Origin of the sequence: Streptomyces sp. NPDC088124, assembly GCF_040685895.1 — a bacterium.
GTDB lineage: Bacteria > Actinomycetota > Actinomycetes > Streptomycetales > Streptomycetaceae > Streptomyces.
Window position 1 is genome coordinate 83,651 of the sequence record NZ_JBFBJB010000013.1, and the last position, 22,097, is coordinate 105,747.

Genomic DNA, 22,097 nt, shown 5'->3' on the forward strand with positions numbered 1-22,097 from the left:
TTACAGCACCCCCATCAGCGGGCCGCCGGGGAGGGGGACACCGAGCAGGTTGTTGAAGACGAAGTAGGTGAGGAGCGAGAGGCCGGCGGCGATCAGCGGGTCCCGGTCGAGGTGCCGGCTGCCGAGCGCGTAGGCCGAGCCCCAGAAGAGCAGGGCGCCGGAGATCGGGAAGCCGAGCGGGCCGATGAGGACGGCGTTGGCGAGGAAGACCCCGGCGAGCAGCAGGACCGTCCGCCAGTCGCTGGGCTCGGCGAGGTCGATGTCCTCGCCGCCCTCGGCCTCGCCCCGGCCGCCGCGCAGCACGTCGAGGGTGAGGAGTACGGCGACGACGAGCAGTCCGGTGCCGACGACGACGGGGACGGTCTTCGGGCCGACGGGGCCGCGCTGGGTGAGGTCGACGGTCATGGTGAGCGCGTCGGTCAGGACGAGGACGCCGAGGGCGAGCAGCAGCACGCCGACGCCGATCTCGGAGTGTTCGCGGAGCCACGAGCGGGCGTCGCGCGGTCCTGCCGGGGCCGGGACGTCGGGGGTGCCCGGGGTGCCGGGGGTGTCAGGGGTGTCGGTCGGCGGTGTCACAGTCCCAGCTCCTTGAGAACGGAGTCGACGCGCCGGTCTTCCTTCGCGAGGAAGTCACCGAACTCCTCGCCGGTGAGGAAGGCGTCGGCCCAGCCGTTCTTCTTGAGCGACTCCCGCCACTGCGGCGAGTCGTGCAGCTTCTCGACGAAGGCCAGCAGCTTGGCGCGTTCGGCGTCCGAGATGCCGGGCGGTGCGACGATGCCCCGCCAGTTGGTGAAGTCGGTGTCGAGGCCGGACTCGCGCAGGGTGGGGGCGTCGAGGCCGGGCAGCCGCTTCGGGCCGGTGACGGCGAGGAGCCGCAGCTCCCCGGACTCGATCTGGTCGAGGTACTCGCCGACGCCGGAGACCCCGAAGGCGACCTTGTTGCCGAGGATCGAGGCGAGGAGTTCGCCGCCGCCGTCGAAGGGCACGTAGTTGACGGTCTTCGGCGGGATGCCGGCGGCCTTCGCCATCAGCATGGGGGCGAGGTGGTCGGGCCCGCCGGGCGAGGAGCCGCCGCCGACCGGGACCTTGGCCGGGTTGGCCTTCCAGGCCGTGACCAGGTCGTCGATGGTCCGGTACGGGGAGTCCTTGGCGACGACGACGATGTCCGACTCCTCGGTGATCCGGGCGATCGGCGTGGTGTCGGCGAGGGTCTTGGGCGACTTGTTGGTGTGGACGGCGCCGACGACCCCGAGGCCCATGGACATGGCGAGCTTGCCGTTGCCGTGTTCCCCGACGAGCCGGGTCAGTCCTACGGTGCCACCCGCACCGGGGAGGTTGAACACCTCGATGTTGTGGGTGAGTTCGGCGTCCTCGGCGTTCTTGGCCAGGGTGCGGGCCGTGATGTCGTAACCGCCGCCGGGGGTGTTGGGGACCATGAAGCGCAGGCCGGGTATCTGCGTACCGGTGTCGGTGCCACTGCCCGAGGTGAGCAGCGGCGGCCCCACCAGCACCAGGAGTGCCGACCCGAGCAGGGCCAGAGGGGTGCGCAATCGCACGTGTGCCGCCCTTCGGGAAGTGGTGTGAAGTGGGCCACATGTTGCCTGTGCGTTAACAAGCTGTCTCTCTTCCGGAATCAACGGACGTTGTGGTCGTTGTGGTCGCGGCTTAGCGTGTCGCCGTGATGAGAGTGCTGGTGGTGGACGACGACTTCATGGTCGCCAAGCTGCACAGCCGCTATGTGTCCGCGATGAACGGCTTCACGGTCGTCGGCGTGGCGCACAGCGGCGCCGAGGCGTTGCGCGCGGCCGAACGGCTCCGGCCGGACCTGGTGCTGCTCGACATCTACCTGCCCGACATGGACGGCATCGCGGTGCTGCGCGAGCTGCGCGCGGCGGAGGAGCGGGACGGCCGGAACACCAGCGTCGACGCGCTGTTCATCACGGCGGCGCGGGACGCGGAGCTGATCCGGGCGGCGCTGCGGGCGGGTGCGCTGCACTATCTGATCAAGCCGTTCCACCGGACGGCGCTCCAGGAGCAGCTCCAGCACGTGGCGTCGCTGCGGAGCCGGCTGGCCGGTCTGGGCGAGGCGCGCCAGGAGGACGTCGACCGTATCTTCGGCACCCGGCCGCCGGGCAGCCGCGGGCTCCCGAAGGGGCTGGCGGCCCACACGGCGGAGCTGGTGGAGCGGATCCTGCGGGAGAACGCGGCGGGGCTCTCCGCCACGGAGTGCGCCGCGGCGGGAGCCCTGTCCCGGGTGAGCGCCCGCCGTTACCTGGAGTACTTCGCGACCACGGGCCGCGCGGAGATCTCCCTCCGGTACGGCGGTACGGGGCGCCCGGAGCGCCGCTACCGCTGGACGGGGTGAGATCTCCCCGGGGCGCCTGATCAGGGCGCCCCGGGGGGTTCGGTCAGCGGTAGCCGGCCGTGTCGGCGGGCTTGCCGGCGTCCTGTACCTCGACGATGTAGCGCCAGGCGTCCGGCCGGCTGCCGTCAAGGTCCGTGAAGCCGTAGACCTGGGCCAGTTGTCCGCCCGACAGCGACTGTCCGTTCCACCGGCTCACCCGGGGGTCGGCGGCCAGGGCGGTCACGGCCCGCCCGACGTAGCGCGTGCTCTCCGAGATGCCGAAGTGCGGCTCACTCTCCAGGGCGTCACGCCACGACTCCTCTGTCACGCCGAAGTGGTCCAGCATGATCTCCGAACGCATCCACCCGGGCGTCAGGGCCACCGCCGTACCACCGCGCGATCCCAGTTCGTGGCCGAGCGAGAAGGCCATCCGGAGGACCGCGGACTTGGCGAGATCGTAGAAGAACGAGTTCCGGTAGGTGTCCCGGTTGTACTCGGCGGTGCCGTCGGTCATCTCGACGACGAGTCCGCCCTTGTTGCGCAGGAGGAGGGGCAGCGCGTGGTGGCTGGTGATCGCGTGGGTCTCCACGGCGAGCCGGAGCAGCCGGAGCCCCTTGTCGAGGTCGTGTTCCCATACGGGAGCCTCCCAATCGAAGAGGTTCTCCCCGCCCCAGATGTCGTTGACGAGCACATCGAGACGGCCCTGTTCGGCGGCGATACGGTCCACCAGGGCACGGACCTGGGCGGGGTCCAGGTGGTCGGTGGGGACCGCGATGCCCCGGCCGCCCGCCTCCGTGACGAGGTCGGCGGTGTCCTCGATCGTCTCGGGGCGGTCGTACTCGGAGCGCTTCTTCCGGGTGCTGCGACCGGTCACGTAGACCGTGGCGCCTGCCGCGCCGAGTTCCATCGCGATGCCCCGGCCGGCCCCCCGGGTCGCTCCCGCGACGAGCGCGACCCTGCCGTCCAGCGTTGCTGACATGTGTGTCCTTCCGTGTCTGTCCGCCGCCGTCGTCGTACCGACGCCTCGGCGAGCGGCGTCGACACGATCATGGCGCGGATACCCGACATCTTCTGTCGGGTATCCGCACGGACCGGTGGACCGGGACACCGTTGGTCAGCGCACCAGCCGCCCCGGGATCAGCCGTTGCGCGCGCAGTTCCCCGAGGACCAGGGCGGCGAACTCCGTCGCGCCCCGGACCGAGGTGTGCGTGTTGTCCCGTTTCTCGTCGTACAGGAAGAGCGCTTTGGACGCCTCGGGACCCAGCTCCTCCACCCGGCGCTTGGTGAGTGCCGTGAGGTCGACGAGGGGGATGCCCTGGTCCCCGGCGAGCGCGCGCATCTCGGCGGGGAGGTCGACGCCCAGGCCGTTCACGTTGAGGGCGGTGCCGTTGTCGAGCGTCCCGTCGGTGTTGAACCAGCGGCGGACGATCGGGGTGACCAGGACCGGACGGCCGCCCCTGGCCCGTACCCGGTCGGTCATCTCCGTGAGGTTGGCGCGGTAGACGTCGGCGGGGGTCTGTTTGTCGTTGTGGGCGAGTTGGACGAGGACCGGGTCGCCGGGGCGCACCCGGGACTCGACGGCGGGGAAGAGCGCGGGCGTGTCCAGGAAGGATTGCGACCCCTCCCCCGAATCGGCGTAGTTGGCGACCGAGATCCCGGCACGGAGGTACTGCGGGAGCTGCTGCCCCCACCCCGTGTACGGTGCGCCCGCCTGGTCGCAGACCGTCGAGTCACCGGCCAGGAAGAGCTGGGGAGTACGGGGCGCGGGGGTGACCCGGAGCCCCGCCAGGAGCGGCGCCGCGCCGTCGAAGCGCAGGTCGAGGCCGGGGCTGCCGGCCGGTCCCGTGGGTTCCCCCTCGGGCTCGCGTACGTTCACGGTGAAGCCGCGCCGTACCGTCCGGCCGGCCGCGGTCGCCGTCTCGGCGAGCATCGTACGGCGGGTCTCGGCCGAGACGCCGGTGGAGCCCGCGGTGGCCCCGCCGAGCAGGGCCGTCACCTCGTACGTCCCCGGCGCCACGGCGAAGTGGCAGACCACCGGGGAGGTCCCCGCGCACCCGGCGGGCAGGCCCGGTGCGCGCTCGGGTGCCCCGGCCCGCGCGGGGGACGACAGGGCCGTCGCCGCGGTGAGGGCGGCCAGCAGCACCGCCCCGGCGCCCCGGACCGAGGCCCCTCTCCCGGCTCGCGCGCGTCCGATGGTGTGTTCCCTGGTGTGTTTCACGGTCCTCCCCTCCCCTACTTCGGGATCCGGTCGCCCACCAGCGCCAGGTTCTGGATCGCCGCCAGCCCGAAGAGCGCCGTCTCGTTGGTGTTGATCCGCAGGTTCTCCCAGCCCGGTTCGAGCACGTCGGGGCCCTCGACGCGCTTCCGGTCCCAGACCATCGCCGAGGTGTACGCGTCGCTGTCGTAGAACTTCTGCCAGGCGCGCTCCGCCAGCTTCTCGTCGCCCGACCGGGCGGCCGCGTAGGCGTCCTGGCGTGAGTGGCCCTGGAAGAGGAGCAGGCTGCCGAAGTCGGAGCCGTACCGTTCGCGCTGCTCGGCCTTGGTCGCGTTGAAGTAGCGGCAGTAGTCCAGCCAGGCCGCCTCGAACGCGGGCAGGTCGATGAGGTCGATCAGCTCCGCGCACATCTCGACCAGGCCGAACATCGCGGAGAGGTGGGAGACGCTGACCAGGGGCTTTTCGGCGACCGCGAACTTCCCGGTGTCCAGGTCGTACAGCCCGGAGCCCTGGACGAAGCCGTTGGGCTGCGCGGCGATCGTCGCCATGGTGGAGCGCAGCCGCGCCTCCGCCTTGGCCGCCTGCGGGCCCCGGCGCTCCCACTCCGTGAGCCAGCCCGCCGCGAGGCCGCTCCAGTCGGTGCCGAAGCCGATCGACAGGGCGTTGCGGTCGGGCTCGTACGGCTCGGTGCGGATCTTGCGGATGGGGTCGAGGACGAGGAAGGTCTCGTCGGAGTCGACCTGGGCGCGCATCAGGTCGCCGACCCGTTCGTCCGCCGTGAGGTAGTAGTACGGGCGGCGGTAGACGGCGGTGGAGATGCGCTGCTGCTTGGCGCTGTCCGCGTAGTGCTGTACGCCGTGGCGGGTGCCGAGTCCGGCCCACTGGCCGAGGTGGTAGACGTCGACCTCGCCGGTGTGCCGGGTGAGCGCCTCGGCGAAGCGGAAGATGTCGGAGCGGCCGGAGCGCAGATAGGCGTACCAGAGCCAGAGGTCGGGCGAGAGTTCGGAGTTGTCCCAGGCGTAGCCGCCGACGTCGTACCGCCACTGGTGGCGGTTCTCGTCGTAGCTGTGCATGAAGTCGCCGTAGTCCCAGAAGCCGTACCAGCGGCGCTGCTCGACCTGCTCCTGGTAGTAGGTGAAGAGGAAGTCGAGTTGGTCCTCGATCTTCGCCTTGGCGGGCACGGAGCGGTCGACGGGGGCGAACAGGCCGCCGAACACGCCCGCCCGGCTGAGGTCCTCGGCGCTCGCGGCGAGTTGCGGCGGGGTGCGGACGGCCTGGGACTGGGCGACGAGTTCGGCGGCGGTGGGGGTGGCCGCGTTGGCCCAGAACATCAGCTCGCTGGTGCGGGCGATGCCGTACGGGGTGCCGAACCCGGGCTCGTAGTCCTCGTACGTGATGTTGAGGCCCTCGATCTGTTCGGGGTAGGTGTCCTGGCCCATGCCGTCGTGATAGAAGCGCAGGTCCATGGGGCGGGCCTCGGGGGACCAGAGCCAGAGGGTGACCTCGGCCTCGTCGCCCGCCGCACCCCGGATGTCGAGCTGCGCGGGGTGCTTCTGCCAGAAGTCGCGCAGCCCGAAGGAGAGTCCGCCGCTCGCCCCGCCGACATAGCCGAAGCCGGAGGCCCGGCCGCCGCCGCCCGCCGTGATCCAGCCGTGGCCCTGCTTGGTGCGCTTGCGCAGGGTGAAGCCGTCGGCGGAGAGCTGCGAGAGGGTGTAGTCGCCCCAGGTGGGGATGTACGGGAGGCGGGTGGTGACCCGCTGGTCCCAGGTGGTGGGGTCGGCCAGTTTCTCGCCCTTGACCTGCGCGGCCCGGACGGCGGCGCCCGGGTCGCGGCGCAGTCCGGTGATGCCCTGGACGGCCTCGGTGAGGAAGCCCTTGCCCTCGCCGGCGATCCGGATGTGCCGGTCGTACGCGGCGTCGCGCATCGGTACGGAGAAGCGGACGCCGAGCCCGCGGATGAAGTCGCCCTTCGTGCGGCCGGCGGTCTGTTCGCCGTCGTAGGTGATGGTGTGGACCATACGGAAGGAATCGGCGCCCGCGTAGAAGTAGAGGCGGACGCTGAAGGGCAGCCAACTGCGGCCGCCGCGGCGGTGTTTGCCGTCGATGCGGACCACCGCCCGGACGGGGCCGTCCTGTTCGACCTCGGCACCGGAGATCTCGCCGTCGAAACGCTCCCACTTGGCGCTGCCGGCGTCATCTTCGTCCAGCTCGCCCTGGCGCAGCAGGACCAGCCGGCCGTCGGTCGCGATCGTGGTGGTGCCGCGGGTCAGGGACTCGACGAGCCGGTCGCCGTCCCTGCGGATGACGGCCCGGACGACACCGGTGTCGACGGTGATCTTCCGCCGGGTCGCGGTGACGGTGACCTTCTTGGCGGGGGCGGCGGGCGCTCCGGCGGCGAGGGTGAGGCGCTCGGCCGCGGCGACGGCGCGGCCGCCCTCGGTGCCGACGGCGTGGGCCGTCCACTTGAGGGAGCCGTCGGGCCAGTAGGCGGTCGGCCAGCTCTGTACGGGGACGGCCTCGCCGCCCGCGGTGGCCAGGGCGAACGCCGTGCCGGCGGGGTGGGCGCCGCGCGGCCACGGCACCCCGAAGGTGGAGCCGGCGGCCGCTCCGGGCCCCTCGTCCTCCAGCCAGCGGACCGTGACGGGGGCGTCGGCCGTGGCGGCGGGGGCGTCCGCCGCGCGGGCCTGGTCGCGGCCGAGCGCCCAGCTGAACTGGCCGGCGGCGCCGGCGACGGCGGCGGCCTTGAGCAGGGACCTGCGGGGGATCGGTGACATCGGCAATCCTTCCTCGGTGGTGACACGGGAATTACATGCACATGACATAAGAGGGGAGCACGCGGACCGGCTTCGAGGCGGCGGTGGGGCGCGGGTGCGACAGCCGGATCAGTCGCCGCGCCGGCGTCGCTCCACCGCCAGCGCCGCGGCCGTGACCACACCGAGCGCGGGCGCCGCCAGCGGGGTGGCGAACCACGCCGAGGCCGGTACGAGGGCGAGGCCGCAGATCAGCAGCAGCGACCGGGCGGGGTCCCGGAGCGTCCGGCGGGCCGCCGCGCGCAGCAGGACCCGCCAGGACGCCCCGGGCCGCCAGCACGCGGCGGCGCGCAGCCCGGCGACCCACAGGCCGAGGAAGGCGAGCACGCCGACGGTGCCCACGAGGGCACCGCCGGGCAGCCCGGCCCGTACGACGGTCAGGTCCGCCCAGAGCAGCCAGAGCGCCGCCCAGCCGGCCGCCCCGACGAGCCAGCCGCGCCGGGCGGCGGAGCGCAGATCCGCCAGGAACTCCCGCCGGGTGGCCACCTCGTGGGCCAGCACCCGGCGCAGATGTCCCGCCCCGGCGGCGAACGCGGCGGGGAAGGTGAGCAGGGGCAGCGAGCCGAGCGCGATCCACACGCCGGTGAGCAGCGCCTCGGCGAAGACGGCGAACGCCCGCAGGAACAGCGAGTCCTGCCGGGCCACGCGCCGCCGCTCGGCCCGGTCCTGCTCGGCGGGGTTGACGGTCCGGCTCATCGGAACGGCTCAGCCCTTCAGTCCGGAGGTCGCCATGCCGTCGATCAGATAGCGCTGGAACGCGAGGAAGAAGAGCAGCACGGGCAGCAGGGCGATGAGCGACATCGCGATCATGCCGCCGTAGTTGGCCACCCCGTCCTGGTCGACGAACATCTTCAGACCGAGGGAGACGGTGTACTTCTCGGGCTCGTTGAGATAGATCAGCGGGCCCATGAAGTCGTTCCACGCGTTGATGAAGGTGAAGATCGCGCTGGTGATCAGGGCGGGCCGGCACAGCGGCAGCACGATCGACCAGTAGATCCGCCCGTGCCCGCAGCCGTCCAGCCGCGCCGCCTCGTCCAGTTCCTTCGGCAGGTTCCGCATGAACTGCATCATCAGGAAGACGAAGAAGGCGTCCGTGGCCAGATACTTGCCCAGCAGCAACGGCGTGTAGGTGTTGATGAGTTCGAGCTTCTGGAAGAGCACGTACTGCGGGATCAGCAGGACGTGGTACGGGAGCAGCAGCGTCCCGATCATGAGCGTGAAGAGCAGATTGCGCCCGGCGAACCGGATCCGGGCGAAGGCGTAGGCCGCGAGCGAGCACGAGATCAGCACCCCGGCGACCGAACCCAGCGCCAGCACGGTGGAGTTGACGAAGAACGTGGCGATCGGGATATCCGCGATGCCGTCGGCGAGCCGGGTGTAGTTCTCGGTGATGGGCGAGACCGGGAAGAGGTCCAGGCTGCCCACGATCTGGTCGTTCGGCTTGAACGATCCGCCGATCACCCAGACCACCGGGTAGAGGACGACCGCGAGGACGGCGAGCGAGCCGAGGTGCCAGGCCAGCGAGCCGGCGCTCCGGCGGCGCAGGGCTGTCCGCACCGCCTCGGCGGGGTCCGGACGCCGCCCCGGTGAGGTCACGGGCGGCCCGGCCGCCGGGCGCGGCGACAAACGCGTACGCTCCGTGCTCATCGGACCGCCTCCTCGTAGTGCACCCAGCGTTTCTGGGACCAGAACAGCACCGCGGTCACCAGCCCGACCGCGAGCAGCAGCATCCAGGCCATCGCCGAGGCCATCCCCATCCGGCTGTTCTCGAAGCCCTGGACGTAGAGGTAACAGGTGTAGACGAGCGTGCCGTCGGCCGGGCCGCAGGTGCCGCCCGCGCCGCCCAGGATGTAGGCCGAGCCGAAGATCTGGAACGAATGGATGGTCTCCAGCAGGACGTTGAAGAAGAGCACCGGGGAGATCATCGGGAGCGTGATGTTCCAGAACCGGCGCAGCGGACCCGCGCCGTCGACCTCGGCCGCCTCGTAGAGGGAGACCGGCACCTGCTTCAGCCCGGCGAGGAAGATCACCATGGGCGCGCCGAACTGCCAGACGGTGAGCGCCACCAGGCTGTAGACGATCAGGTCCGGGTCGCCGACCCAGCCGCCCGCGGGGAGGCCGAACAGCCGCTGCGTACGGTCGACCACGGCGTCGTCGGAGAAGATCGCCTTCCAGACGATGGCGATGGAGACGCTCGCCCCGATCAGCGACGGGGCGTAGAACGCGGCCCGGTAGAAGCCCTGTCCGCGGCGTTTCTGGCTGAGCAGCAGGGCCACCCCGAGCGCCGCCGCCAGCTTGAGCGGGGTGCCGACGACCACGTACCAGAGCGTCAGGGAGACCGAGTGGCGCCAGCGGGCATCCCCGAACATCTCGGTGAAGTTGTCGAACCCGATCCACCGCGGGGCGTCGAAGAGGTTGTAGTCGGTGAAGGCGAAGTAGAGCGAGGCGGCCATCGGCCCCGCCGTGAGGATCAGGAAGCCCGCGATCCAGGGCGACATGAAGAGCAGGCCGGCCAGGTTCTCCCGGCGGCCCCGCCGTCCGGCGGCGGGGGGTCCGGGGCGGTCCTGGCCGGCCCGTGGGGCCGCGCCCCCGGCGCGGGGCTCCGACGCGGCGGCCGCTGCACTCACCACCGTGGGTCCCATCAGGAGCCGAGCGCAGTCTTCGACTCGGTGAAGAACTGCTTCACCGCGCTGTCCACCGACCGCTTGCCCAGTCCGAGTTCCTCGGCGATCCGCAGGAACGCCGCCTCGGCGACGTCCGCGCCCGCCGGGTGCGGGGTGATCTGCTCCAGCACCCCGGTGTCGACGAGCTGCTGCTCGTACGCGGCGATCTGCTTGTTGACCTCGTCGGTGGGCTTGAACGCCTCGTACTGGGCGGTGGTGGTGGGGACGCCCCGGTCGTAGCCCATGATCTTGGCGACCTCGGGGTCGTGCACCATGAAGTTGATGAACTGGGCTACTTCCTTGGGGTGTTTCGTCCGCCGGGAGCCGCTCAGCATGAGCGAGCCGAGATACTGGCCCGTCTTCTTGCCGTCGGTCGTGGGGATCGGGGCGAGGCCGTAGCTGCTCTTGCCCTCGGCGGTGTAGCGGACGGTGAAGTTGTCCCAGGTGAACTCGCCGGCGGCCAGTTCGGCGGCCACCGCGGACTTGGGCCTGACCTGCGCGACCTTGCTCGCTTCCGCGTAGATGCCGGACTTCACCCCGGCCTCCGCCTTGGTCCACCACTGGGTGAGGTCGGCCTCGGTGAAGCCGAGCCCGTCCGCGGTGAAGAACGCCTTGCCGTTCTGGCGGAGGTAGAGGTCGTAGAGGTACATGACGCCGTACATCCCGCTGTCGCCCGCCACCCCCTGGGTGTCGCGGATCGTGCGCATCGCGGCGTCGAACTCGTCCCAGGTCCACCCCGGCTTCGGCGCGATGCCCGCCTTCTCGTACACCTTCTCGTCGATGACCAGCGCCATGGAGTTGCTGCCGACCGGCACCCCGAGCAGCTTGCCGTCCACCTCGCCGAAGGTCGCGAGCCCGGCCCGGAATCCGTCCATGCTGAGGTTGCCCGCGCTCACCTGCTGCTTCAGGTCGAGCAGCACATTCTTCCGGTCGTATTTGCGCAGGAAGCCGACGGCGTTCTGGAACACGTCCGGCGGATTGCCGCCGGACGCCTGGGTGTTGAACTTCTTCCAGAAGTCCAGATAGGGCTGGAACTCGGTCTTGATCTTGATCTTCGGGTGCTGTTCCTCGAAGAGGGCGATCGTCCGGTTGATCCGCTTCGCCCGGTCCTCGGAACCCCACCAGGCGTACCGGAGAGTGACGTCGCCGCCCGATCCACTTCCGGAACCGGAACCGCAGCCCGCCGCGGTCAGGCCGAGTGCGGCCAGTGAGCCACCCGCGATCTTGAGCAGGCCGCGTCTGTCGACGCTCCCCGACGTAGGCATAGCTCGCCCCTCACTCCGAAAAATTGAATCGTTTTAGGTAAGCGCTTGCCGCAAGAAATTAAGGATCTGGAAGCCGTACGTCAATGGTTCGGACGACATCTGTCGAAGCGCTTACTACTTCCGTCAGAAGCATTGACGAACCATGGGCGCGGACCTAGCTTCATCGCGTCGTACTTCGTACGTCATATATGAGACGCGAGATCTGAGAGCGCCCATGGCCTTCGCACCGAGTCCGATCCCCTCCCGAACCCAGTACGTCCAGGAGGCGATCAAGCACGCCATCCTGACCGGCGGGCTCAGTCCCGGCCAGGCCCTGGTCGAGACCGAACTGGCCGCGCAGTTCGGGGTGTCGAAGACACCGGTGCGGGAAGCGCTCAAGACCCTGGCCGGCACCGGCCTGGTCGTCATGAGCCAGTACAAGGGCGCCACCGTCCGCACGGTCGACGCCGCGATGGCCCACGAGGTCTACGACGTACGGCTGCTGCTGGAACCGGCGGCGCTGCGCCGCTCGCTGAGCCGCGGCGCCTCCCTGGAACCCGCCAGGGAAGCCCTGCTGCGCGCCGACGAGGCGGCCGACCGGGCCGAACGCTCGCTGGCCAACCGGGACTTCCACCGCTCGCTCTACCTGCCCTGCGGCAATCCGCTGCTGGCCAGGATGCTCGACGAGGTACGCGACCAGGCGGCCCTCGTCTCGACCGTGGCCTGGGCCGCCGTCCCGTCCTGGGAGCGGGAGGCGGGCGAGCACCGGGAGATCCTGCGCCTCGCCCTGGCCGGTGACACCGACGGCGCGGCCGGCGCCCTCCACGATCACATCGCCTCGTTTCTGCACCGGGCGTTCCCCGAAGGAGAGACCACGCATGAAGAGCCCTGATCTCACATCGTCGCGGGACGCGCTCGCCGATGTCGTGGCGATCCCCGTGACACCGTTCACCGCCGACGACACCGTCGACACCGCGGCCCACCGGGCGCTGCTCCGCCGGCTGCTCGACGGTGGCGTCCGCACCCTCACCCCGAACGGCAACACCGGCGAGTACTACGCGCTCAGCCCCGACGAGCGGCGCGCGGTCACGGAGCTGACGATCGAGGAGGCCGCGGGCGGGGCCGCGATCCTCGTCGGGATCGGCCTCGACGTGCCGACCGCGGTGGCCGCCGCCGAGCACGCGCGCGCCGCGGGCGCCGGGATGGTGATGGTCCACCAGCCCGTGCACCCCTACGTCTCGCAGGACGGCTGGGTCGACTACCACCGCGCGATCGCCGAGGCCGTGCCGGAGCTGGGCGTCGTACCGTACATCCGCAACCCGCAGCTCGCCGGTGAGACCCTGGCCCGGCTCGGGGAGTTGTGCCCCAATGTCATCGGCGCGAAGTACGCCGTGCCGGACGCCGCGCGGTTCGCCGCCTTCGCCCGCGACGCGGGTCTCGAACGCTTCGTGTGGGTCGCGGGCCTCGCCGAGCTGTACGCCCCCTCGTACTTCGCGGGCGGCGCGACCGGCTTCACCTCGGGGCTCGTCAATGTCGCCCCCGCGGTCTCGCTGGGGATGCTGGAGGCGCTGCGCGCCGGGGACTACGCGGGCGCCATGAAGGTCTGGGAGCAGATCAGGCCCTTCGAGGACCTGCGGGCCGCGCACCAGTCCGCCGACAACGTCACGGTCGTCAAGGAGGCGCTGGCCGCGCTCGGGCTCTGCCGGCGCGACATCCGCCCGCCGAGCCGGGCGCTGCCCGAGGAGCGGCGCGCGGCCGTCGCTTCCCTGGTCGCGGGGTGGGCGATATGAGCGAGATGACATCGAGCCCCGGACACACCCCGGCCGCGGAGGCCGCCGAGGGGGCCCTCGTGCGCCCCGAGGAGCTGCGCAGCCACCAGTGGTGGGGGACGGACGGGCTGCGCTCGTTCAGCCACCGGGCCCGCACTCGCCAGCTCGGCTACCTCCCCGAGGAGCACCTCGGCAAGCCGGTCGTCGCGATCCTCAACACCTGGTCCGACATCAACCCGTGCCATGTCCATCTGCGGGACCGCGCCCAGGCGGTGAAGCGCGGAGTGTGGCAGGCCGGCGGCTTCCCGCTGGAGTTCCCCGTCTCGACGCTCTCCGAGACGTTCCAGAAGCCGACGCCGATGCTCTACCGCAACATGCTGGCGATGGAGACGGAGGAGCTGCTGCGCTCGTACCCCGTCGACGGCGCGGTGCTCCTCGGCGGCTGCGACAAGTCGACGCCCGCGCTGCTGATGGGCGCGGCGAGTGTGGACCTGCCCGCCGTCTTCGTCCCGGCGGGGCCGATGCTGCCGGGGCACTGGCGCAACGAGGTCCTCGGCTCGGGCACCGACATGTGGAAGTACTGGGACGACAAGCGGGCCGGGCTGATCGGTGACACCGAGATGGCCGAGCTGGAGAACGGTCTCGCCCGCTCCCCCGGCACCTGTATGACGATGGGCACCGCCTCCACGCTCACCGCCGCCGCCGAGGCGCTCGGTGTGACACTGCCGGGAGCGTCGTCGATCCCGGCGGTCGACGCCGGGCACGACCGGATGGCGGCCGCCTCCGGACGGCGGATCGTCGAGCTGGTCCGCAGCGGTCTGCGCCTGTCGCACCTGCTGACCAGGGAGGCGTACGAGGACGCCGTCGCCACCGTGCTCGCACTGGGCGGCTCCACCAACGCGGTGATCCATCTCATCGCGATGGCGGGCCGGTCCGGACTGCGGCTCACCCTCGACGACTTCGACCGGATCGCCAGGACCGTACCGGTGCTCGCCAACCTCCGGCCCGGCGGCCAGTACCTGATGGAGGACTTCTACTTCGCGGGCGGGCTGCCCGGCTTCCTGAGCCGGCTCACCGACATCCTGCACCTGGACCGGCCGACCGTCGCCCACGCCACCCTGCGGGAGCAGCTCGCCGGCGCGCTCGTGCACAACCCGGAGGTGATCCGCCCGCGGGAGAAGCCGCTCGCGGACGAGGGCGGGGTGGCGGTGCTGCGCGGGAATCTCTGCCCGGACGGCGCGGTCATCAAACACATCGCCGCGACCCCCGCGCTCCTGCGGCACACCGGTCCCGCGGTGGTCTTCGACGACTACCGGACGATGCAGCGGACCATCAACGACCCGGCGCTCGCGATCACCCCCGACCATGTGCTGGTGCTGCGGAACTCCGGACCCAAGGGCGGCCCGGGGATGCCGGAGTACGGGATGCTGCCGATCCCCGACTACCTGCTCAAGCAGGGTGTACGGGACATGGTGCGGCTCTCCGACGCCCGGATGAGCGGCACGAGTTACGGCGCGTGCGTCCTGCACATCGCGCCCGAGTCGTACGTCGGCGGGCCGCTCGCGCTGGTCCGCACCGGCGACTCCATCACCCTGGACGTCGAGGCCCGCAGCCTTCATCTGCACGTGACGGACGAGGAGCTGGCGAGCCGGCGGGCCGGGTGGACCGCGCCGGAGCCCCGGTTCCAGCGCGGGTACGGCGCCCTCTACGACGAGCAGATCACGCAGGCCGACACCGGCTGCGACTTCACCTTCCTCGCCCGCCCCGGCGAGGTGCCGGACCCGTACGTCGGCTGAGCCGTCCGTCGGCTGAGCCGGGCGCCACCGAGCCGGCCACCGACCGAGCCGGACCCGTACACCCGCCGAACCGACCCGCACACCGGCCGAGCCGCAGATCCGTACACCCGCCGAACCGGCCCGTACACCGGCCGAGCCGGCCCGTACACCGGACGACAGCCGGTCACCGTGTGTCCCCGCCCCCACTGGGGACCGCCCCCGCACCCGACGCCCCCGCACACCACCGGGTCCGATCCGTCGGACCCGGTCTGCGAAAGGCTTCACCCACCGAACGGAGAAGCAAGTCATGGCCTCTGCTGTGGCGCAGGACTCAGGGGCTCCGCCCCAGGCCCCCCGGCCCAGGAAACCGGGGCGCCGTACCGGAGTGGCACCGCGCCGCCTCCCGTATCTGCTGATCGCCCCCGCCGTACTGCTGATGCTGGGCTTCATCGCCTATCCGATGCTCAGCGTCTTCTACTACAGCCTCCAGAACTACAACGCCACCAAGCCCTGGCGGAACGGTTTCGCGGGCCTGGACAACTTCCGGCGGATCTTCACCGACGACCCGCTGTTCTACGACAGCCTGATCTTCAGCGCCAAGTGGGTGTTCACGGAGGTCAGCCTCCAGCTGGCCTTCGGCCTGATCCTGGCCCTGCTGGTCAACCAGACGTTCCTGGGCCGGGCCCTGGCCCGCTCGCTGGTCTTCTCGCCGTGGGCGGTCTCGGGCGTCCTGACCACCACGATCTGGCTGCTGCTCTACAACCCCTCGACGGGCGTGGGGCGTTACCTCGCGGACGCGGGCATCGGCGAGTACGGCTCGTCCGTGCTCTCCGACACCGGCACCGTCTTCTGGGCGGCGGTACTCGCCGAACTCTGGCGCGGCGTACCATTCTTCGCCATTCTCATCCTGGCGGACCTGCAGTCCATCCCGGGTGATCTGTACGAGGCCGCCTCGGTCGACGGCGCCAACCGGTTCCAGCAGTTCTTCCACATCACACTGCCCCACCTCAGGGACGCGATCATCCTCTCCACCCTGCTCAGGGCGGTGTGGGAGTTCAACAACGTCGACCTGCTGCTCACCCTCACCAAGGGCGGGCCCGCCGGTGTCACCACCACACTGCCGCTGTATGTCGCGGTCACCGGGTTCGAGGCACACGACTTCGGCTATGCCACCGCGCTGACCACCGTCGCCTTCATGATCCTCCTCTTCTGCTCGATTCTCTATCTGCGCCTGAGCAAGTTCGGAGGCGACCACAAGTGACCACCGCCATCGCCGAGAAGGGCCTGAGCGACGTGTCCGCGACCGGCGGCCCGGTGCCTCCGCCCACCCGCCGCCGGCGCCGCGGGCGCCGGTTCGACGAGGTCCCCCGCTGGCAGATCTACGTGCCGCTCGGGCTCTATCTCCTCTTCACCCTCATACCGTTCTACTGGATGGTGCTGTTCTCGCTGCGGCCCGCCGGATCCACCTCGCTGGTGCCGTGGCCGATGACCTTCGACCACTTCGAGAAGGTGTGGAACGAGCGCAGCTTCTCCGTCTTCTTCCAGAACAGCGCGCTGATCGGCGTCTTCACCCTGATCTTCACGACGGGGGTCGCGCTGGCCGGCGGCTACGCCCTGGCCCGCTTCGACTTCCGTATCAAGCAGGCCTTCATGCTGGCGCTGCTGTGCTCGCAGTTCATCCCGGGCGCGCTGATGCTGGTGCCGCTCTTCCAGATCTTCAAGAACCTCCAGCTCATCAACTCCCCGGTGAGCGTGGTCATCGCGGAGACCGTCTTCCAGCTCCCGCTCTCGATCATCCTGATCAGCGGCTTCATCAAGAACGTCCCGTACTCCCTGGAGGAGGCGGCCTGGGTGGACGGCTGCTCACGTCTCCAGGCGTTCCGGATCGTGGTGCTGCCGATGCTGCGGCCGGGGCTGATCGCCGTGGGTTCCTTCGCCTTCGTGCACAGCTGGAACCACTTCCTGTTCGCGCTGATGTTCCTGATGGAACAGGACAAGCAGACGATCCCGGTCGGGCTCTCCACCCTCATCGGCTCGGACAGTGTGGACTTCGGCGCGCTGGCGGCGGGCGGTGTGATCTCCGCGGTGCCGGTGGTCATCGTCTTCGCCTTCATCCAGAAGTGGCTGATCAGCGGCTTCAGCGCGGGGGCGGTGAAGGGATGAGCCGGCCGGTCCCCCCGCCCCTGCCCGACGGTCCGCTGCCCGTGGTGCTGGCCGGTGCGCGCGGCCACGGCCGTACGCATCTGGTCAACATCCACCGGCTCGAACAGGCCGGTCTGGTACGGCTCGTGGGCATCTGCGAGCTGACCCCGCTGAGCGCGGAGGAACTGGCCGGCTTCGGCGCCCCCGAGCAGTCCGACGACTTCGCCGGTCTGCTGAAGCGCACGGGGGCACGGGTCGCCGTGGTGTGCACCCCCATCCACACGCACACCGAACTCGCGCTCGTCGCCGCCGACCACGGGGTGCACACCCTGCTGGAGAAGCCGACCACACCGTCGTACGGGGAGTTCGAGCGGCTGCTCGCCGGGCTGGCCGAGCGGGGCACCGCCTGCCAGGTCGGCTTCCAGTCGCTCGGCTCGGACGCCGTCGACGCCATCGGGCGGCTGGTCGCGGACGGCGCGATCGGATCCGTACGCGGGATCGGCGCGGCCGGGGCCTGGGCCCGCGACGACGCGTACTACCGCCGGGTGCCGTGGGCCGGGCGACGCTCCCTGAACGGGCGGGACGTCGCGGACGGGGTGCTCACCAACCCGCTCGCGCACGCCGTCGCGACCGCGCTCCGCCTCGACGGCAGCGAACGGGCCGAGGACATCGCCGGGATCGAGCTGGAGCAGTTCCGGGCCAACGACATCGAGGCCGACGACACCAGCTGTCTGCGGGTACGCACGGCCAGGGGGACCCGGATCACGGTCGCCGTCACGCTCTGCGCGGAGCGGGCCGGGGAACCGTACGTCGTCGTCCACGGCAGCCGGGGCCGGATCACCTTCTGGTACAAGCAGGACCGGGTGCTCGTGGAACGCGCCGACGGCGCTCCGTCCGGTACGGATCCGGCGGGCACCGTGCACGGGCGCACGGACCTGCTGGAGAACCTGGTCGCGCATCTGCGCGACGGCACGGAACTGCTCGTACCGGCCCCGCGCACCGGCGCGTTCATGCGGATCGTCGAGGCCATCAGGACCGGCCCGCCGCCCACCCCGCTGCCCGCCGGGGCCTGGCACACCGTGCCGGGCGAGAAGGCGCCGCGCCGGGTCGTCCGGGGCATCGACGCACTGGTCGCGGCGAGCGCGGACACCCTCTCCACCTTTTCCGAACTGGGCGCGGGCTGGGCCGCGCCACCGACGGAGGTGCACCCCCGATGAGCGAGCCACAGGTATCCCGAGCCCCGGCGGTCACGATGCTGCGCTGTGACGCCCGCCCGGTGGCCGGCTACCACCACCGGCCGCCGCGGCTCCCCGCGACGGCCGCGCCACGCCCGTACCTGCACCCCGTACGGACCCTCGGCGGCGTCACCGTCACCGAACTGCGCCCCGCGGACCACGCGCACCACCTCGGGGTGTCGATGGCCGTACCGGACGTGTCGGGCACCGGGCTCCCGGCGGTCAACTTCTGGGGCGGTCGTACGTACGTACGCGACCAAGGCCCGGTGGCGCTCGACAACCACGGCGCGCAGGAACACACCGGCTGGCTGCTGCGGGACCCGGACGGCTGTGTGCAGGAGCTGTCCTGGACCCGGGAGGGCCGCGAACTCCTCAAGGAGCGGCGCACGATCAGTGTGCTCGCGCTCTCCGCCGACGCCTGGGCGCTCGACTTCACCTCGGCGCTGACCAATGTGTCCGGCGGGGACCTCTCCTTCGGCAGCCCGGCCACCAACGGGCGGCCGGGGGCGGGGTACGGCGGCTTCTTCTGGCGGGCGCCGAAGGAGGACGCGGCGGATCCGTCGCCCGACGTGTTCACCGGGACGGCGAGCGGCGAGGACGCGGTGCACGGCACCACCGCCGAGTGGCTGGCGCTCGCGGGACGGGAGTGGACGCTGGTCTTCGCCGGGGCCAACGAGGAGACCCGGCAGGACCCCTGGTTCGTCCGCACCGGCCAGTACCCGGGGGTGGGCTCCGCGCTGGCCTGGGGGCGGCGGCTGCCACTGGCCGCGGGCGGCAGCCTGTCGCGGCGGATCGTGACGGTCGTCGCGGACGGCCGCCTCGACCGCCCGGCCGCGGCGGCCCTGGCCCGTAAGGCGGTGACGGCGTGAGCCTGCCGTGGACCGCCGACCTCGGCGACGGTACGTACCGCAACCCGGTGCTGGCCGCCGACTGGTCGGACCCGGACGCGATCCGGGTCGGGGACGACTACTACCTCACCGCCTCCAGCTTCGGCCGGGTGCCCGGGCTGCCGCTGCTGCACTCCCGCGATCTCGTCAACTGGACCCTGATCGGCCACGCGCTGGAGCGGCTGGAGCCCGCCGACGCGTTCGCCTCGCCCCGGCACGACTGCGGGGTGTGGGCGCCCGCGCTCCGGTATCACGGCGGCCGGTTCTGGATCTTCTGGGGCGACCCCGACCACGGCGTCTTCCAGATCAACTCGGCCGACATCAAGGGGCCTTGGAGCAGGCCGCATCTCCTCAAGGTGGGCAAGGGACTGATCGACGCCTGCCCGCTGTGGGACGCGGAGACCGGCGAGGCGTATCTCGTGCACGCCTGGGCCAAGTCCCGGTCGGGGGTGAAGAACCGGCTGACCGGACACCGGATGAGCCCGGACGGACGGGAACTGCTCGACACCGGCAGGACCGTGGTGGACGGGGACCGGCTGCCCGGCTGGTTCACCCTGGAGGGACCCAAGCTCTACCAGCGCGACGGCTGGTTCTGGATCTTCGCGCCCGCCGGAAGTGTCGCCACCGGCTGGCAAGGGGCCTTCCGCGCACGGGAGTTCTTCGGTCCGTACGAGGAGCGGGTGGTGCTCGCGCAGGGGCGTACGGAGATCAACGGGCCGCACCAGGGCGCCTGGGTGACGGAGGCGGGGGCCGGAGAGGGCGGCGACTGGTTCCTGCACTTCCAGGAGCGCGGCGCGTACGGCCGGGTCGTGCACCTCCAGCCGATGCGCTGGACCACCGGCGAGAACGACGGCTGGCCGGTCATCGGCGCCGGCGGCGAACCCGTCCTCACCCACCCGAAGCCCGCCGTCCCCACCCGGCTCCCGGCGCCGCCGGTCACCGCGCCCGCCACCGACGACGACTTCCCCGGCGGCCATTTCGGACCGCAGTGGCAGTGGACCGCGAACCCGGAGCCCGGCTGGACGCTCCCGCACCCCGGCGACGGGCTGCGGCTGGCCGCCCGGCGGACGCCGGACGCGCACGATCTGCGCCTGCTGCCCAGTGTGCTGGTGCAGCGGCTGCCCGCCGAGACGTTCACCGTCACCGTCACGCTCTCCCTGGACAGCCCGGCCGACGGGGCGCGTACGGGCGGTGGCGAGCCCGGTACGAAGGCCGGGCTCGCCGTCCTCGGGGACGCCTTCTCCTGGATCGGTCTCGAACGCGGCGCGGACGGCGCGGTCGCGCTCGTGCACCGCTTCGCGGAGACCGGCGCGCCCCGCGAACGGGACGCCGCGGTCCCGCGCCCGGCGCCCCGTGGACGCGCCGTGCTCCGGATCGAGGTGGACCCCGGCGCACGCTGCCGGTTCTCCGCCGACACGGGGGACGGATTCCGCCCCTCGGGCCAGGTCTTCGCGGCCACGCCCTGGCGCTGGGTCGGCGCGCTGCTCGGGCTGTTCGCCACGGCGCCGGCCGACGGGGAGGGGACGGCCGGGACCGCCGCCTTCTCCGCGTTCCACTGCCGCACCCCACTCACCCGACCCCTCCACTCAACGACGAGAGAGAAGAGCCTGACATGAGAATCCCCACGGCATCCGGCGGCAGAGGACGCGGCTCCGCCGCCGTCGCCCTGACCGCTGTGCTCGCCCTGACGGCGACCGCGTGCGGTGACGACGGCAGCGGCAGCGGCGACGAGGGCTCCGGCAAGGGCGAGATCACCCTCTGGGACAACAACACCGGCGAGCGCCGGGAGATCTGGGCGCAGATCATCAAGGACTTCGAGACGCAGAACCCGGACATCAAGGTCAAGTACGTCGGGCTCCCGATCGACCAGGTCCAGGCGAAGTACGACACGGCGATCGACGGCGGCGGGCTGCCGGACGTCGGCGGTGTGGGTACCGCGTACCTCTCCAACCTGGTGGTACGGGACGTCCTGGACCGGGTCGACCAGCGTATCGACGCCGGTTCGCTCAAGGGCAAGCTCGTCCCCGCGATGGTCGACAGCGTCAAGGCGGCGGGCGGCCGGGAGGGCATGTACTCCGTGCCGACGTCCACCAACAACGGCACTCTCTGGTACCGCACGGACCTGTTCTCGGCCGCCGGTCTCGAACCGCCCACCACCTGGTCGAAGTTCTACGCGGCGGCGGAGAAGCTGACCGACGCGGGGAAGAACGAGTTCGGCTACACGATCCGGGGCGGCGCGGGGTCCATCGCGCCGGCGATGGACGCGATGTACGGGCAGTCCGGCATCACGTCCTTCTGGGACGGTGACAAGACCACGGTCAACGACCCGAAGAACGTGGCCGCGCTGGAGAAGTACGTCGCCCTGTACAAGAAGGTGACGCCGTCGGCCGACGTCAACAACGACTTCATCAAGATGGTCGCGCAGTGGGACAACGGCTCGATCGGGATGCTGACCCACAACCTGGCCTCGTACCAGGACCATGTGAAGGCGCTCGGCAACGAGAAGTTCAAGGGCCTGCCCTACCCGGCGCAGGAGGACGGCACCCGCGTGCAGGTCTCCAACCCGGTCGACGGGCTCGGGCTGTTCAAGAACAGCAAGAACAAGGCGGCGGGCTGGAAGTTCATCGAGTTCGCCGCCTCCCACAAGTCCAACAGCGCGTGGAACGCGTCGGCGGGCTCCATCCCGGCCAACACCGACGCGGCCGGTGACGCCTGGATCAAGGACGCCGTGCCGACGGCCACCGCGATGAAGGCGCTCAGCGACGGCTCGACCAAGCTCGTCAACCTGCCGTACTACCTGCCCGACTGGAACACCATCAGCAAGAGCGGCAACGAGCCGAACTTCCAGAAGGTGCTGCTCGGTGACATGACCCCGAAGGCGTTCGCGGACAAGCTCGCCAAGGAGCTGAACGACGCGCAGGCGGAGTGGAAGGAACAGGCCAAGAGCTGAGCGCGCCCCGGCCGAGAGCCGACGACCGGTCCGGCGGCGGGACCCCGACACCCACCGGCCCCG

The 22,097-nt window shown here is 71.1% G+C and carries 19 protein-coding genes; 10 read left to right on the forward strand and 9 right to left on the reverse strand.

Annotated elements, in window-relative coordinates; translation table 11 throughout:
- Positions 1-576 (reverse strand): tripartite tricarboxylate transporter TctB family protein, encoded by a 576-nt coding sequence (locus AB0P17_RS13050; protein WP_365810352.1) that lies wholly within the window; start codon positions 574-576, stop codon positions 1-3.
- On the reverse strand, positions 573-1,556 hold the full coding sequence (locus AB0P17_RS13055) for a tripartite tricarboxylate transporter substrate-binding protein (protein ID WP_365810353.1): 984 nt from the start codon (positions 1,554-1,556) through the stop codon (positions 573-575). Before AB0P17_RS13055 ends, AB0P17_RS13050 begins: the two co-directional genes overlap by 4 nt.
- A gap of 125 nt (positions 1,557-1,681) precedes the next feature.
- On the opposite strand from AB0P17_RS13055, the gene AB0P17_RS13060 reads away from it, so the two are divergent.
- A complete protein-coding gene (locus tag AB0P17_RS13060) occupies positions 1,682-2,365 on the forward strand; it encodes a response regulator (protein ID WP_365810504.1) in 684 nt (227 codons plus the stop codon).
- 43 nt (positions 2,366-2,408) lie between these two features.
- Here AB0P17_RS13060 and AB0P17_RS13065 read toward each other — a convergent pair whose 3' ends face one another.
- The 7 genes from AB0P17_RS13065 to AB0P17_RS13095 form a co-directional block, all read right to left on the reverse strand.
- Positions 2,409-3,323: an SDR family oxidoreductase gene (locus AB0P17_RS13065; RefSeq protein ID WP_365810355.1), complete on the reverse strand. Its 915-nt coding sequence runs from the start codon at positions 3,321-3,323 to the stop codon at positions 2,409-2,411.
- 135 nt (positions 3,324-3,458) lie between these two features.
- On the reverse strand, positions 3,459-4,454 hold the full coding sequence (locus AB0P17_RS13070; RefSeq protein WP_365810506.1) for a rhamnogalacturonan acetylesterase: 996 nt from the start codon (positions 4,452-4,454) through the stop codon (positions 3,459-3,461).
- A 122-nt stretch (positions 4,455-4,576) separates the two neighbouring features.
- A complete protein-coding gene (locus AB0P17_RS13075) occupies positions 4,577-7,333 on the reverse strand; it encodes a Tat pathway signal sequence domain protein (RefSeq protein ID WP_365810357.1) in 2,757 nt (918 codons plus the stop codon).
- A gap of 108 nt (positions 7,334-7,441) precedes the next feature.
- Positions 7,442-8,065, reverse strand: a complete 624-nt coding sequence (locus AB0P17_RS13080) for a hypothetical protein (RefSeq protein WP_365810358.1) — start codon at positions 8,063-8,065, stop codon at positions 7,442-7,444.
- A 9-nt stretch (positions 8,066-8,074) separates the two neighbouring features.
- The gene (locus tag AB0P17_RS13085) at positions 8,075-9,016 is read right to left on the reverse strand and encodes a carbohydrate ABC transporter permease (protein ID WP_365810360.1); all 942 of its coding nucleotides are present in this window, start codon (positions 9,014-9,016) and stop codon (positions 8,075-8,077) included.
- Positions 9,013-10,011 (reverse strand): sugar ABC transporter permease, encoded by a 999-nt coding sequence (locus tag AB0P17_RS13090; protein WP_365810361.1) that lies wholly within the window; start codon positions 10,009-10,011, stop codon positions 9,013-9,015. The genes AB0P17_RS13085 and AB0P17_RS13090 overlap by 4 nt, the downstream gene beginning before the upstream one ends.
- On the reverse strand, positions 10,011-11,297 hold the full coding sequence (locus AB0P17_RS13095; RefSeq protein WP_365810363.1) for an extracellular solute-binding protein: 1,287 nt from the start codon (positions 11,295-11,297) through the stop codon (positions 10,011-10,013). The genes AB0P17_RS13090 and AB0P17_RS13095 overlap by 1 nt, the downstream gene beginning before the upstream one ends.
- A gap of 214 nt (positions 11,298-11,511) precedes the next feature.
- On the opposite strand from AB0P17_RS13095, the gene AB0P17_RS13100 reads away from it, so the two are divergent.
- From AB0P17_RS13100 to AB0P17_RS13140, 9 genes are all read left to right on the forward strand, one after another.
- Positions 11,512-12,168 (forward strand): GntR family transcriptional regulator, encoded by a 657-nt coding sequence (locus AB0P17_RS13100; protein ID WP_365810365.1) that lies wholly within the window; start codon positions 11,512-11,514, stop codon positions 12,166-12,168.
- Positions 12,155-13,066, forward strand: coding sequence for a dihydrodipicolinate synthase family protein (locus tag AB0P17_RS13105; RefSeq protein WP_365810367.1), 912 nt, complete (start codon positions 12,155-12,157; stop codon positions 13,064-13,066). The genes AB0P17_RS13100 and AB0P17_RS13105 overlap by 14 nt, the downstream gene beginning before the upstream one ends.
- A gap of 5 nt (positions 13,067-13,071) precedes the next feature.
- A complete protein-coding gene (gene araD, locus AB0P17_RS13110; RefSeq protein ID WP_365810508.1) occupies positions 13,072-14,841 on the forward strand; it encodes an L-arabinonate dehydratase in 1,770 nt (589 codons plus the stop codon).
- A gap of 286 nt (positions 14,842-15,127) precedes the next feature.
- The gene (locus AB0P17_RS13115; RefSeq protein ID WP_365810368.1) at positions 15,128-16,081 is read left to right on the forward strand and encodes a sugar ABC transporter permease; all 954 of its coding nucleotides are present in this window, start codon (positions 15,128-15,130) and stop codon (positions 16,079-16,081) included.
- Positions 16,082-16,113: 32 nt separating this feature from the next.
- On the forward strand, positions 16,114-16,983 hold the full coding sequence (locus AB0P17_RS13120) for a carbohydrate ABC transporter permease (RefSeq protein ID WP_365810510.1): 870 nt from the start codon (positions 16,114-16,116) through the stop codon (positions 16,981-16,983).
- Positions 16,980-18,179 (forward strand): Gfo/Idh/MocA family oxidoreductase, encoded by a 1,200-nt coding sequence (locus AB0P17_RS13125; RefSeq protein WP_365810369.1) that lies wholly within the window; start codon positions 16,980-16,982, stop codon positions 18,177-18,179. Before AB0P17_RS13120 ends, AB0P17_RS13125 begins: the two co-directional genes overlap by 4 nt.
- Complete coding sequence (locus AB0P17_RS13130; protein ID WP_365810371.1) at positions 18,176-19,066, forward strand: PmoA family protein; 891 nt, start codon at positions 18,176-18,178, stop codon at positions 19,064-19,066. Before AB0P17_RS13125 ends, AB0P17_RS13130 begins: the two co-directional genes overlap by 4 nt.
- Positions 19,063-20,700: a glycoside hydrolase 43 family protein gene (locus tag AB0P17_RS13135; protein WP_365810372.1), complete on the forward strand. Its 1,638-nt coding sequence runs from the start codon at positions 19,063-19,065 to the stop codon at positions 20,698-20,700. Before AB0P17_RS13130 ends, AB0P17_RS13135 begins: the two co-directional genes overlap by 4 nt.
- Positions 20,697-22,034: a sugar ABC transporter substrate-binding protein gene (locus AB0P17_RS13140; protein WP_365810374.1), complete on the forward strand. Its 1,338-nt coding sequence runs from the start codon at positions 20,697-20,699 to the stop codon at positions 22,032-22,034. Before AB0P17_RS13135 ends, AB0P17_RS13140 begins: the two co-directional genes overlap by 4 nt.
- Positions 22,035-22,097 lie beyond the last annotated feature (63 nt).